At 63.4% G+C, this 12,660-nt stretch carries 14 protein-coding genes; 10 read left to right on the forward strand and 4 right to left on the reverse strand.

The features are described from left to right. The first annotated feature begins 18 nt into the window (after window positions 1–18). From GGR39_RS13865 to GGR39_RS13880, 4 genes are all read left to right on the forward strand, one after another. Window positions 19–864 carry an AAA family ATPase gene (locus tag GGR39_RS13865; RefSeq protein ID WP_183617732.1) on the forward strand — a complete coding sequence of 282 codons (846 nt, stop codon included), beginning with the start codon at window positions 19–21 and terminating at the stop codon, window positions 862–864. A 4-nt stretch (window positions 865–868) separates the two neighbouring features. Further along, the gene (bla, locus tag GGR39_RS13870; RefSeq protein ID WP_183617734.1) at window positions 869–1,738 is read left to right on the forward strand and encodes a subclass B3 metallo-beta-lactamase; all 870 of its coding nucleotides are present in this window, start codon (window positions 869–871) and stop codon (window positions 1,736–1,738) included. 4 nt (window positions 1,739–1,742) lie between these two features. Continuing rightward, window positions 1,743–2,924: a vWA domain-containing protein gene (locus GGR39_RS13875; protein ID WP_183617858.1), complete on the forward strand. Its 1,182-nt coding sequence runs from the start codon at window positions 1,743–1,745 to the stop codon at window positions 2,922–2,924. 81 nt (window positions 2,925–3,005) lie between these two features. Continuing rightward, window positions 3,006–3,809 carry a lipid II flippase Amj family protein gene (locus GGR39_RS13880; RefSeq protein WP_183617736.1) on the forward strand — a complete coding sequence of 268 codons (804 nt, stop codon included), beginning with the start codon at window positions 3,006–3,008 and terminating at the stop codon, window positions 3,807–3,809. A 33-nt stretch (window positions 3,810–3,842) separates the two neighbouring features. Here GGR39_RS13880 and GGR39_RS13885 read toward each other — a convergent pair whose 3' ends face one another. Then, entirely contained in the window at window positions 3,843–5,042 is a 1,200-nt protein-coding gene (locus GGR39_RS13885; protein ID WP_183617738.1) for an exo-beta-N-acetylmuramidase NamZ family protein, read from the reverse strand. Continuing rightward, window positions 5,039–5,578, reverse strand: a complete 540-nt coding sequence (locus GGR39_RS13890) for a DOMON domain-containing protein (RefSeq protein WP_183617860.1) — start codon at window positions 5,576–5,578, stop codon at window positions 5,039–5,041. The genes GGR39_RS13885 and GGR39_RS13890 overlap by 4 nt, the downstream gene beginning before the upstream one ends. Window positions 5,579–5,681: 103 nt before the next feature. Here GGR39_RS13890 and tyrS point away from each other — a divergent pair, with 103 nt between their 5' ends. The 5 genes from tyrS to GGR39_RS13915 all read left to right on the forward strand — a co-directional run bounded on the left by tyrS (window position 5,682) and on the right by GGR39_RS13915 (window position 10,355). Continuing rightward, entirely contained in the window at window positions 5,682–6,908 is a 1,227-nt protein-coding gene (gene tyrS / locus GGR39_RS13895; RefSeq protein ID WP_183617740.1) for a tyrosine--tRNA ligase, read from the forward strand. A 120-nt stretch (window positions 6,909–7,028) separates the two neighbouring features. Continuing rightward, window positions 7,029–7,367, forward strand: a complete 339-nt coding sequence (locus GGR39_RS13900) for a PilZ domain-containing protein (protein ID WP_183617749.1) — start codon at window positions 7,029–7,031, stop codon at window positions 7,365–7,367. A 98-nt stretch (window positions 7,368–7,465) separates the two neighbouring features. Then, window positions 7,466–8,737: an MFS transporter gene (locus GGR39_RS13905; protein ID WP_343055892.1), complete on the forward strand. Its 1,272-nt coding sequence runs from the start codon at window positions 7,466–7,468 to the stop codon at window positions 8,735–8,737. Continuing rightward, entirely contained in the window at window positions 8,734–9,651 is a 918-nt protein-coding gene (gene cysK, locus GGR39_RS13910) for a cysteine synthase A (RefSeq protein ID WP_183617753.1), read from the forward strand. The genes GGR39_RS13905 and cysK overlap by 4 nt, the downstream gene beginning before the upstream one ends. Next, window positions 9,648–10,355: a dienelactone hydrolase family protein gene (locus GGR39_RS13915; RefSeq protein ID WP_183617755.1), complete on the forward strand. Its 708-nt coding sequence runs from the start codon at window positions 9,648–9,650 to the stop codon at window positions 10,353–10,355. Before cysK ends, GGR39_RS13915 begins: the two co-directional genes overlap by 4 nt. On the opposite strand, the gene hisI is transcribed toward GGR39_RS13915, so the two are convergent. After that, the gene (gene hisI, locus GGR39_RS13920) at window positions 10,352–10,729 is read right to left on the reverse strand and encodes a phosphoribosyl-AMP cyclohydrolase (protein WP_183617757.1); all 378 of its coding nucleotides are present in this window, start codon (window positions 10,727–10,729) and stop codon (window positions 10,352–10,354) included. The genes GGR39_RS13915 and hisI overlap by 4 nt on opposite strands. A 349-nt stretch (window positions 10,730–11,078) precedes the next feature. Further along, window positions 11,079–11,816, reverse strand: coding sequence for a ComF family protein (locus GGR39_RS13925; RefSeq protein WP_183617761.1), 738 nt, complete (start codon window positions 11,814–11,816; stop codon window positions 11,079–11,081). Window positions 11,817–11,900: 84 nt separating this feature from the next. On the opposite strand from GGR39_RS13925, the gene GGR39_RS13930 reads away from it, so the two are divergent. Further along, complete coding sequence (locus GGR39_RS13930; protein WP_183617763.1) at window positions 11,901–12,659, forward strand: methyltransferase domain-containing protein; 759 nt, start codon at window positions 11,901–11,903, stop codon at window positions 12,657–12,659. Window position 12,660: the final 1 nt, after the last annotated feature.

A 12,660-nucleotide genomic window follows, 5' to 3' on the forward strand; every position in this document is an offset into this window, starting at 1 on the left:
TAGATACAGGATGATCCGATGCAGCGCTTCGAAGGCACCAGCAATTATGTCGCCACCGATGACCTGAAGATAGCCGTCAATGCGGCCGTACTGCTGCGCAGGCCTTTGCTGGTGAAGGGAGAGCCAGGCACCGGCAAGACCGTACTGGCAGAGCAGATCGCAGAAGCGCTGGGCGCGCCGCTGATCACCTGGAACGTGAAGTCCACCACCAAGGCGCATCAGGGTCTGTATGAATACGATGCGGTCGCGCGCCTGCGCGATGGCCAGCTGGGTGACGAGCGGGTGCATGACATCGGCAACTATATCCGCAAGGGTAAGCTGTGGGAGGCCTTCACCTCGCCCACCCTGCCCGTCCTGCTGATCGATGAAATCGACAAGGCCGACATCGAATTTCCGAACGATCTACTGGCCGAGCTCGATCGCATGGCCTTCGACGTTTACGAAACGGGCGAACACATCGCGGCGAAGGAACGCCCGATCATCATCATCACCTCGAACAACGAGAAGGACCTGCCCGACGCGTTCCTGCGCCGTTGCTTCTTCCACTACATCAAGTTCCCGGACCGGGAGACGATGCAGTCTATCATCGATGTGCACTATCCGAATATCCAGAAGACCCTCGTCACCAAGGCGATGCAGATCTTCTACGAATTGCGGGAAGTGCCGGGCCTGAAGAAGAAGCCGTCCACCAGCGAGCTGCTGGATTGGCTCAAGCTGCTCATGAACGAGGACATGCCGCTGGACGTGCTGCAGAACCGCGACGTCAGCAAGGCGATCCCACCGCTGCATGGCGCACTGCTGAAGAACGAGCAGGACGTGATGATGTTCGAGCGGCTAGCCTTCATGGCGCGCCGGGGGAACTGAGGCCTTGCGCGGCATCGGCCAGGCGTTTTTGGCGGCAGGCGCAGGATTGCTGTCTTCCGTGGCGGTTGCCGATTCACCGGCATCGTGGACCACGCCGACCGAACCGTTCCATATCGCCGGCCCGATCTATTACGTCGGCACCGAGGGTATCGGCGTCTACCTCTTGCGCACATCGGCCGGGCTGATCGTGATCGATTCCGGCCCGAAGGAAGCCGCGCCGATCGTGGAGCGCAACATCGCCAAGCTGGGCCTGAAGGTCAGCGATGTGAAGCTGTTGCTGGAAACGCACGCGCATTGGGATCACGTTGCCGGAATGGCCAGGCTTAAGCGGGACACCCGCGCACGGTTCCTGGCCAGCGCCGCCGATCGCAAGGCGCTCGAGAGCGGGTCACCGACCAGCGATACCGATTATGGCGTTGTCCGCTTCGACCCGGTGAAAGTCGATGGGCTGGTAACCGATGGCGCCCCGGTGCGGCTGGGTGATGTCACGCTCACCCCGCTGCTGACCCCGGGCCACACGCCTGGGTGCACCAGCTGGCTGACCACGGTGCAGGATCAGGGGCGCAACGTGACGGTGTTCTTTCCCTGCAGTCTCTCCGTGGCGGGCAACAAGTTGTTCGGCAACAAGGGCTTTCCCCAAATCGTGAGCAGCTATCGCAGCACCTTTGCCAAGGTCAGCCGCGTGAAGGCCGATATCGTGCTGCCGGGTCATCCCGAACTGGCCGACGTGCTGCCGCGTGCCAAGCGTCAGCGCGAGGGTAAGCCGAAAGCATTTGTCGATCCGGGCCTGCTGCCGCGCTTTGTCGCCGAATTCCAGGCGGATTTCGACGATGAACTCGCCAAGCAGCGCCGGCAACGCACGAAGGCCCACTGACCTTATGTTCTTCAACTTCGTGGATGAGCTGCGCGCGGCCGGTATCAAAGCTTCGTTCAAGGAGCACCTGACACTGCTGGAGGCGCTGGACAAGGACGTGATCGAGCAGACGCCTGAGGCGTTCTACTACCTTTCCCGCGCCACATTCGTGAAGGACGAAGGATTACTGGATCGCTTCGATCAAGTCTTTCAGCGCGTCTTCAAGGGCGTCCTGTCGGACTATGGCCAGACCCCGGTGGATATCCCGGAAGACTGGTTGAAGCAGATCGCCGAGCGATATTTTACGCCCGAAGAGATGGAGCAGGTCAAGTCGCTCGGCTCTTGGGAAGAGATCATGGAGACGCTGAAGAAGCGTCTGGAAGAACAGCACGAACGCCATCAAGGCGGCAGCAAATGGATCGGCACCAACGGCACTTCTCCGTTCGGCCACTCCGGCTACAACCCAGAAGGCCTCCGTATCGGCGGCCAGAGCAAGAACAGGCGCGCGATCAAGGTCTGGGAGAAGCGCGAATTCGCCAATCTCGACAATACGAAGGAGTTGGGCACCCGTAACATCAAGGTCGCCCTGCGCCGGCTGCGGCGCTTTGCGCGCGAGGGAGCGGCCGAAGAGCTGGACTTGCAAGGGACGATCGAAGGCACCGCCAAGCAAGGGTGGCTTGACCTGAAGATGCGGCCCGAACGCCACAACGCGGTGAAAGTGCTGCTTTTCCTGGACGTCGGCGGCTCGATGGACCCGTTTGTCCAGCTTGTGGAAGAATTGTTCAGCGCCGCAACTGGCGAATTCAAGAATATGGAGTTCTTCTACTTCCACAACTGCCTGTACGAAGGCGTTTGGAAGGACAATCGCCGCCGCTGGGCGCAGCGAACCAACACGTGGGATATTCTTCACAAGTACGGCCACGATTACAAAGTCATCTTCGTCGGCGATGCGGCGATGAGCCCTTACGAGATCAGCCATCCCGGCGGGTCGGTAGAGCATATGAATCCGGAGCCGGGCGCCTTGTGGATGCAGTGCGTGGTGCAGACTTATCCCGCCACGGTCTGGCTGAACCCCACGGCCGAGAACGAGTGGAAATATACGACTTCCACCACCATGATGCGCGAACTGGTGAACGGTGCGATGTATCCGCTGACGCTCGGCGGCCTGGAATCAGCCATGAGGGAACTGACGCGCAAGAAGAGCTGACCCGGCGATCTGCTCCACATTGAGAAGCCTTCCACGGGAAACGGTGGCGACTCGCTCGGCAAGCGCCTAGGGGCTTCGCGCATGGACCGGCAACTGCTCATCATCTGCCTGCTGACGGCTGCGATCAACCTCATCGGTACGCTGGCCTATTCGGCGCGCATCGCCGGGGTGCGCACGCGGCGGATCGCCATGAGCTTCGCGCTGTTCAACATCCTGGTGCTGGTTTCCCGCACATCGAACAGCTTCCTGGGCCCATTCCTCGCAAAGCGGATCGAGAGCCGCCTGGCGTCAGGTGGCGGCGAGGCGCTGCTGGGTGATTTCAGGCTCGTATTGGCCTCAGCATCGATCGCGGTGTTCTTGGGCATTCTGCTGGTGCCCACCGGGCAGCGCTTGTTCGCGGCGGGGATCAAGCACTTTCAAGTCCATCGCTCCACCGGCCGGCTGGTCATGCGCCTCGCCTCCCCGGCAGGCGTTCGCGCCGTGCGGCAATCGATCAGACTGCCGTCCCTTACGCATTTGCGCGGGTTCACCAAGGACCGGGGCGTGGGTTGGGGCGTCCTTCTGGCGAACTGTTTGGCGCAGGCCCTGATCGTCGTCGGCGTCCTCGCTTCGCTTTACGCCGGGTTCCTGAACCCGGAGTACCGGGTGACGGCCTCCCAGCTTTCCGCTGTCGTCAACGGTTTCGCCACGATCCTGTTGTTCGCGCTGATCGACCCGCAATTGTCGGTGATGACCGACGACGTGGTGGAAGGCCGCATCGGTGAAGCCCGCTTTCGTCGCACCATCGTGTGGATATCTATCAGCCGTCTCGTTGGCACCTTGTTGGCACAGGCATTGTTCGTGCCATCCGCCAATGCGGTGGCTTGGATCGCCAACTACGTCTGATCCGCGCCGATCGGGTCCGGCGCAATCGGACGGTCAATAGAGCAGTAGATCGCGCACTTCGTCACGCCAGGCGGCTTCATCCCGGGTGGCCAGCCGATCCAGGTCGTCCGGTGCCGCCGCCGCATCGTCCACCCATTCCCGCAAGGCCGGGCCACCGTTGATGACGTCGATCGCTAGCCGGTCAAACTCGTACTCATATGGGAAATCCCGCCAGATCGGATAATCGGGGTAAAGCCGCCGGATCGCCTTGAAGGCCAAGGCCTGCAAGCGCCAGGGCCGGAACCCTTGGTGATCGTAAAAGCCTCCCTCCGCATGGATCATCAACGCGTTGCAGAGCGTCTTCTGGTGCTTGTGGAAGGTCGGTTCGAACCAGCATTCCCGCAGGGCGCAGCCGCTCAGCCACGCCGGCGAAATCGCTTGCATCTCGGCAAGGACTGCGCTGGCCGACACATCGGGCGCACCGAACAGCACTTCGAGCGGGCGGGTCGTGCCGCGCCCTTCGGACAGCGTCGTCCCCTCCAGCATGACGGTGCCGGCATAGGCGCGCGCCATGTTGAGGTTGGCGGCGTTGGGGCTGGGATTGATCCACAGCCGGTCCTGCGGCCAGCCAAAGCCTGGCGCTTCGTTCAGACGCCAGCCGTCCATGCCGATCACGCGGTAATCGACATCCAGGTTGAAATGCCGGACGAACCAGTGCCCCATCTCACCCAAAGTCAGCCCGTGGCGCATCGGCATCGGCCCGGCGCCCACGAAGCTCTCGAAACCGGGAAGCAAGGTCGTACCCTCGATGGGGCGACCGGCGGGATTGGGGCGATCCAGCACCCACACCGCCTTCCCGGTGCCGGACGCGGCCTCCAAGAGATAGAGCAGCGTCGTGACGAAGGTGTATATCCGGCAGCCCAGGTCCTGCAGGTCGAACAGGAACACGTCTGCGCTGTCCATCATGCGCGCCGAGGGCCTGCGCACTTCGCCATAGAGGCTGAACACCGGAATGCCGTAGATCGGATCGAGGGCATCGGCCGTCTCGACCATGTTGTCCTGCTTGTCCCCCTTGAGCCCGTGCTGAGGGCCAAAGGCCGACGTCACGTTCACACCCGCCGCGATCAATGCGTCCAACGAGTGTTGCAGCGACTGGGTGACGGAGGCGGGGTGCGCAACCAGGGCGACACGGCGGCCTTCCAGCGGTGCCCGCAAGGCCGCATCGGCGAGCAGGCGATCGATCCCGAACTTCATGCCTGGTTCGCTGCCGCAAGCGCGCCGGTGAAGCAAGCCGCATCGTGGAAATCGGGCTTGCCCTCACCATGATCGAATGCCCAGAACGACTTCACGCCGCCCTCCTCCTCGATCACTGCGGTCATGCCATATCGCCACGGCGCAGGCGGAAGCGCGGCGGCGGGAACGGCGGCGTCGAAGATCGCCAGCGCCTCTCCTTTTCGCATCGTACATGTGGGCTCACGCGGAAACGCTCGTTCGGTCATCCCCTCGCGATAGGCCGAGAAATCGTAGGCGTTCCATCGCTCCGAGGGGGACAGGTTCAGCTCGGTATAGCCGCCCCCTTCCGACGGTTGCACAAACAGTTCGAAGCAGGTCGTCTGCCAAAGACCATCCGCTCGCCCTTTCCCGGCGAATGATGGCACGATCAGCTTCTGCGCCCCCTCGATACGCCAGCGAAGCCGCAGCCAATCTCCATCCCAAGTCAGCCTTGCGGTGATCTCCCGCACGGTCACAGCCGGAAAATCGCGATGGGGTATCAAGCTGTGCGGCTGCACGGTGGCGTCTCCATTTTCCAAAACCAGCCTTTCAGGCCCGGCATGGTGGTTCCACCCCGGCCAAAAATGCTTTACGCGCGCCTCCGCTATGGAAGGCACCGGCATGACGTACAACTCAACCCTGCTCCGCCTGCTCGAAGAGCGTGGCTACATTCACCAGCTGACCGACGCCCAGGGCCTCGACGCGCTGGCGGACAAGCAGGTGGTCCCCGGCTATATCGGCTTCGATCCCACCGCGCCATCGCTGCACGTGGGGCATCTGGTTTCGATCATGATGCTGCGCCAGTTGCAGCGCGCCGGGCATAAGCCGATCGTGGTCATGGGCGGTGGCACCGGCAAGATCGGCGATCCCAGCTTCAAGGACGAAGCGCGCAAGCTGCTAACCGAAGATCTGATCAAGCAGAACGTCGCCTCGATCCGCCGCGTGTTCGAGCGTTTCCTGACGTTCGGGGACGGCCCCAGCGACGCGATCATGGTCGACAATGCGGACTGGCTGGACAAGCTGGAGTACATCCCGTTCCTGCGCGATATCGGTCAGCATTTCTCGATCAACCGGATGCTCAGCTTTGATTCGGTGAAGCTGCGTCTGGATCGGGAACAGTCGCTCAGCTTCCTGGAATTTAACTATATGATCCTCCAGGCCTATGATTTCCTGGAGCTGTCCCGCCGCGTCGGTTGCCGCCTGCAGATGGGCGGATCGGACCAGTGGGGCAACATCGTCAACGGTGTGGAGCTGTCCCGCCGCGTCGACGGTACGCAGGTGTTCGGGCTGACGACGCCGCTCCTCACCAACGCCGACGGCACCAAGATGGGCAAGACGGTGGGCGGCGCGGTCTGGCTCAACGAAGACCAGCTGTCCAACTTCGATTACTGGCAATTCTGGCGCAACACCGACGACCGCGATGTCGGCAAGCGCCTGCGTCTGTTCACCGACTTGCCGATGGACGAGATCGTCCGGCTGGAGGCGCTGGAAGGCAACGCGATCAACGAAGCGAAGATCGCCCTCGCCAACGCGGCGACGACGCTCTGTAGGGGCGAGGATGCCGCGCGGGCGGCCGAGGATACCGCCAAGGCCACATTCGCGGGCGGCGGCGTCGGCGCGGATTTGCCAACGATCGATGTCCCTGCCGAGGGCATCCGCATCGTCGCCGCCTGCACCGATCTGGGCTTCACCGCCTCGAACGGAGAGGCGAAGCGCAAGATCGCCGAAGGTGCGGTGAAGCTTGACGACGAGGTTGTGACCGATCCCAACCTCATGATCGTTATCGCGCCGGGGGCTACGCGCAAGCTCAGTCTCGGCCGCAAGAAGCATGGAGTGCTGCGCGCGTAACGGCCTACGTACTTCTGCTTAAAGCTTTACATGAACAGGATTTAACGCCGCCGCTTCATGGTTTGTTTGCCACTCTCGTGCATGACGTTTTCTGGATCGCAACGTCGAGGATGAGACGAAATGAGTGCTGGCGCGCAACTGACAGTGACCGACAAGCGCCGCGCCGCGCGCCATCCGGCTGATTTCAAGGTCATGGCCGAGCACCGGCGCCTGGGCGATGTCCATATGCACATCGTCAACATCTCGGCGCAGGGTTTCATGGCCCAGGATCTGACCGACATGGAGCGGGGAGAGCGCGTCGTGATGCGCCTGCCGGTGGTAGGGCGCATAGAAGCGCATCTGATCTGGTCACATGAAGGGCGCGCCGGCTTCCAGTTCGAACGGATCATCCGCATCGATGACTTCACCAAACTGGTCGACGCGTTGCAGCCCAACCCCCGGCTACGCCCCAAGCGCTGAGAAAGCAGCTGGTCGCTCGCTAAGTAGAAGCGGCGATTCAAAGTGATCCTGACCGGTACAGATTGGCGAATCGCATCCGGGGTGCCATGGGCCCGACGGTGAGCGATCCCACCACCCCACTCGCCATTCCCGATTTCCGCAGGTTCTGGCTGGCGCGCTTCGCCTCCGTCATCGCCACCAACGGGGTGGTCGTGATCATTGGCTACCAGCTCTACGATGTGGCGCGCGCGGAATATGCCATGTCGATTTCCGACGCGGCGTTCCAGCTTGGTCTGCTGGGCCTGGCGCAGTTTATCCCGATCCTGCTTCTGACGCCGATCGCGGGAGTCGTCGCGGATCGCTTCGATCGTCGTAATGTCGCGGGCTTCTCGATGTGCATCGACTTGTGCATCGCGCTGGGGCTGGGGACCGTGACAGCTCTGGACATTCGCAGCCTGCCCGTGCTCTTCGGTTTCGCCGCCCTTCACGGTGCGGTCCGCGTGTTCCAGGGTCCGGCCCTGAGCGCCATCGCACCCAACATCGTCCCCGCCGCGCTTATCCCCAGGGCCATCGCGCTGAACTCTATCGCATGGCAAGCCGGCGCGGTGATCGGCCCGGCGAGCTTCGGGTTCCTATTCGGCTCTTCCCATGCCCTGCCCTATTGGACATCGACGGTGCTGTTGCTGATCGCCGCCACCAGCCTTCTTTCGATCCGAAGCCTGCCGCCACCGCCGCCAGAGGCCCGCCGGGCCCATCCGTTCCAGCAGATCAAGGGAGGTTTCCAGTTCGTCTGGAACGACCGGTTCCTGCTCGGCTGCATCACGCTGGATCTGTTCGCGGTGATCTTCGGCGGAGCGACGGCGCTCTTCCCGGTCTTTGCGCGCGACGTGCTGCATGTCGGGCCGGAAGGCCTGGGCCAGATGCGCGCCGCTCCCGCCGTAGGAGCCGCGATCGTCGCCCTCACCCTCTCGTTCCGACCGCTGGAGCACAACGTCGGGGTCAAGATGCTGCTGGCCGTCGTCGTCTATGGCGCGGCGACGATCGCCTTCGCCTTTTCGCGGCACTTTCCCACCTCGCTCGGCTTCCTGGTGATTCTGGGCGCGGCGGACATGGTTTCGGTCTTCATCCGAACCTCGCTGATCCAGCTCAATACGCCGGACGACATGCGAGGGCGCGTTTCCGCTACCTCGGGTCTGGCGATTTCAGCTTCCAACGAACTGGGCGAGATGCAGTCCGGCGTCGCCGCCGCGCTGCTGGGAGCGACGGGAGCGGTTGTCTTCGGCGGCGGGGCTGCCATATTCGTCACCGTGTTATGGTCCAAGCTCTTTCCAGAAATCCGCCGCGCCCGAACGTTCGCGCCTCAATACAGACATAGGGATACTGCTCCATGAAGGCCGACAGCATTCTCGATACCATCGGCAACACGCCGCATATCCGCCTCTCGCGCTTGTTCCCGGACCATGAGGTCTGGGTAAAGAACGAGCGCGCGAATCCCGGCGGCTCCATCAAGGACCGCATCGGCCTCGCCATGATCGTCGCGGCGGAAAAGGACGGCAGCCTGAAGCCGGGCGGCACCATCATCGAGCCGACCTCCGGCAACACCGGCATCGGCCTCGCGATGGTGGCGGCGGTGAAGGGGTACAAGCTCGTCCTCGTCATGCCCGAATCGATGTCGCTGGAACGGCGCCGCCTCATGCTGGCTTATGGCGCCACGTTCGATCTGACGCCCAAGGAGAAGGGCATGAAGGGCGCTATCGAGCGGGCCCGGGAACTGGTGGATCAAACCCCCGGCGCGTGGATGGCCCAGCAGTTTGATAACCCCGCAAACGTGGATATCCACGTTCGCACGACCGCGCTGGAAATCCTCAACGACTTCGCGGACGCCCCGATCGACGTGATGATCACCGGCGTTGGCACCGGTGGCCACCTGACCGGCTGCGCCGAGCGTTTGAAGCAGGATTGGCCGTCGCTAAAAGCCTTCGCGGTGGAGCCCACCCTCTCCCCGGTCATCTCGGGTGGTCAGCCCGGCCCTCACCCCATCCAGGGCATCGGTGCAGGCTTTATCCCGTCGAACCTGCACACCCAGGCGATCGACGGCGCGATCCCGGTCGATCCTGCAGACGCCAAGGAGATGGCACGCCGCTGCGCCAGCGAGGAAGGCATTCTGGTGGGCATCAGTTCCGGCGCCACGCTGGCAGCGATCGCCGCAAAGCTAAAGGAACTGCCCGCCGGGAGCCGCGTGCTGGGCTTCAATTACGACACGGGTGAGCGCTATCTTTCCGTGCCGGACTTCCTGCCGGAATGACCACGCTTCAGCAGATCGCCTATAGCCACGGCGATACGCGACTGACTGGGTGGCTGGCGCGTCCACAACGTACGCCGCGCGCCGCCATCCTGGTTTTTCCCACGATCGCGAACGTCACTCCGGCGATCGAACGGCGCGCGGCGATGCTGGCGGACCTGGGCTATCTGGCGTTCATTGCCGACTTCTATGGCGAGCCGGTCGCGGATTTCGCGGCGGCCGGTCCGCTGGCCGACGCCTTGCGCGCCGATGCGGATCACTATCGCGCCCGGCTTACCGCCGCCTTTGATGCCCTGCGCGGGCTACCCGAGGCGCAGGGCCTGCCGATCGCCGCGATCGGCTATTGCATGGGCGGTCAGGCCGCAATGGAATGCGCCCGTGCGGGGCATGATCTGGTCGCCTCTGTAAGCTTTCACGGGCTGCTCACCACCGCCAAGCCTGCGCAGCCGAACGCGATCAAGGCGCGGCTTCTTGTCTGTCATGGCGATGCCGACCCGCTGGTTCCCCGCGAACAGGTTCTGGCGTTTTGGGGGGAAATGGACGCGGCCGGGGCCGATTGGCACTTCCACGCTTACAGCGGCGTGCGCCACGGCTTCACCGATCCCGGCAGTGACGCGCGCGGAATGGCGGCGATCGCCTATAATGCCAGCGCCGACCGGCAGAGCTGGCTGGCGATGCGCAACCTCTTCGACGAAATCCTGGCTTAGCCGGCCACGGGCTCCAGCTTGCCATCCACCAATCGGCGATAGAAGCACGATGTCGCGCCGGTGTGGCAGGCCGGCCCCTGCGGCTCTACCAGCATGACCAGCGCGTCCTGATCGCAATCGACCAGGATATCGCGCACCTTCAACACATGCCCGGACGTTTCCCCCTTCAGCCAGAGCCGCCCGCGTGACCGCGAGTGGAAATGCGCCAGTCCGGTCTCCCGCGTGCGGGCGACCGCTTCGGCATCCATGAACGCCACCATCAAGACATCGCGTGAGTCGGCGTCCATGGCGATGCCCACCACCAAGCCATTGGCATCGAAGCGTGGGGTGAACACGTCGCCATTTTCCAGCTGGCTCTTCTCGCTCTGATCCATAGGGCTGCCCATTGTCCGCATGTTGTTCCCAGTGATGTATCGAATTGTTGCACGATAACCACAGGCGTCGCTCAAAATACGGCTGAATACGCAAAGCCGCTTTTCAAGCAAGCGGTTTAGAGAGATCACTGGTCTCGCAGCCGGGGGGCTGCAAATTAGCCGATCAGGTGCAGACGTCCAAGCGCCACGGTTCAGGGAATTCCGGTCACACCGCAAGGGGGATCGGGCCAAGATTGAGGGATCAGACCAAGTGGTCGACAGGGGGCCGCTGAACTGCTCTGCAGGGTCTTAATGAGTTTCGTCACGAGAACGCCCGAGGCTAACCCCTCGGGCGTTTTTCTTTGCAATGTCAGGCGAACGGCAAGGCCTCGTCCAGCACACGGGCGAAGCAGGCGATCTTTACTTTGGCCGCACCACCCCGCTGCAGCGCGCTGACACAGGCATCACTGGTGGCGCCGCTCGTCAGCACATCGTCCACCAGCAATACCGAGCGCCCTCTGATGCTCTCCGCCCGTGCCTCGTTGATGCGGATCGCGCCGCTCAACTCGCGTTTGCGGCCCCGCTTGCCCAATCCGCCAAGGCTGACGGTGGCGCGATGGCGGATCAGGCCGTCGACCAGCACCGGTCCCACACCCAGGCGCCGCAACTCTTGCGCCAGCACGGCGGCCTGGTTGTATCCCCGGCGCCACAGTCGCCAGCGATGCAGCGGCACCGGGATGATGAGCCAATCCTCCGGCGGGCTGACTGCCAGGCGCGCGGCGATCAATTGGGCCATCATCGTCGCAAGACCAAGGCGGCTGCCATGTTTCAACGCCAGGACGAGCTTGCGCGAGGCATCGTTGTAAAGCGTAGCGGCGGCGATCCCGGCGTGACGGGGAGGATCGGCCAGACATGGCGCGCACATTGCACCGGGCGGCACCCCCTCGCCAAACGGTCGACCACAGGCGGTGCAGCTCGGTTCTCCGGGTATCGCCAATTCACCCCAGCATTCGGCACAGAGCCCTCCCTGCGTGCTCACCCCATCGCCACACAAAGGACAGCGTGGCGGGAACACGAAATCGACAAGCGGGGCGAGGATGGACGGCACGCCGCACCGCTAGCGCATCGCTAACCGCGCGCAAACGCCTTCCTATCGCTTGCGACTGCGGGTGTCGTCGGGCACGGAAACGCCATGGCCGACCAACAGCTTCCGAAGATCTTCTCCCCGCACCGTCGCATCGCTGCCCGCCGGCGGATGCTTCATGCCCAGCAGCAAGTTGACGCCCCGCGCTACCTGCTCGACGACATGCTGGAAGATGTGCTGGAACGCCTGGCCTTCGTGCGGCATCAACCGGCCCGCGCATTGCTGATCGGCGATACCGGCGCGTTCCTGGGCGATGCCCTGACGGCCCAAGGCATCCAGGTCGTGCAGGAGGAACCGGCGCTCGGCTTTGACGAACAACTGCCGTTCCCTTCCGGCGGCTATGACCTCATCGTCAGCCTCTCGACCTTGGACACGGTGAACGATCTGCCTGGCGCGCTGATCCACATGCGCAATGCCCTTGCCCCCGGTGGCCTGGCGATCGCCAGCTTCTGCGGTGCGGGCAGCCTGCCCGCTCTTCGCGCGGCGATGCTGGCAGGCGATGGCGAGCGCCCGGCGGCCCGCGTGCATCCGATGGTGGACGTCCGCGCCGGGGCGCAATTGCTGCAGCGGGCTGGCTTTGCCGATCCGGTCGCGGATTCGCGCCACCTGGACGTGGGGTTCCGGTCTCTCAAGCGCGCGATCGATGACTTTCGCGCGCAAGGCGTGTCGAACGTCCTTTCTGACCCCGGCCCGCCGTTGGGCAAAGCCGCCTATGCGCGAGCGGCGGAAGCCTTTCGCGCTGCCGGACGCGACGGCCGAACAGTCGAACGGTTTGAAATCCTAACCTTGTCAGGCTGGCGGCGGTAAA

The sequence above is a fragment of the Novosphingobium fluoreni genome (assembly GCF_014196615.1).
In the GTDB taxonomy this organism is placed as follows: domain Bacteria; phylum Pseudomonadota; class Alphaproteobacteria; order Sphingomonadales; family Sphingomonadaceae; genus Novosphingobium; species Novosphingobium fluoreni.

Coding starts and splice junctions, on each gene's coding strand:
- GGR39_RS13865 (WP_183617732.1), top strand. CDS start 19: ATGCAGCGCTTCGAAGGCACCAGCAATTATGTCGCCACCGATGACCTG.
- GGR39_RS13875 (WP_183617858.1), top strand. CDS start 1,743: ATGTTCTTCAACTTCGTGGATGAGCTGCGCGCGGCCGGTATCAAAGCT.
- GGR39_RS13880 (WP_183617736.1), top strand. CDS start 3,006: ATGGACCGGCAACTGCTCATCATCTGCCTGCTGACGGCTGCGATCAAC.
- GGR39_RS13885 (WP_183617738.1), bottom strand. CDS start 5,042: ATGAAGTTCGGGATCGATCGCCTGCTCGCCGATGCGGCCTTGCGGGCA.
- tyrS (WP_183617740.1), top strand. CDS start 5,682: ATGACGTACAACTCAACCCTGCTCCGCCTGCTCGAAGAGCGTGGCTAC.
- GGR39_RS13900 (WP_183617749.1), top strand. CDS start 7,029: ATGAGTGCTGGCGCGCAACTGACAGTGACCGACAAGCGCCGCGCCGCG.
- cysK (WP_183617753.1), top strand. CDS start 8,734: ATGAAGGCCGACAGCATTCTCGATACCATCGGCAACACGCCGCATATC.
- GGR39_RS13915 (WP_183617755.1), top strand. CDS start 9,648: ATGACCACGCTTCAGCAGATCGCCTATAGCCACGGCGATACGCGACTG.
- hisI (WP_183617757.1), bottom strand. CDS start 10,729: ATGGATCAGAGCGAGAAGAGCCAGCTGGAAAATGGCGACGTGTTCACC.
- GGR39_RS13930 (WP_183617763.1), top strand. CDS start 11,901: ATGGCCGACCAACAGCTTCCGAAGATCTTCTCCCCGCACCGTCGCATC.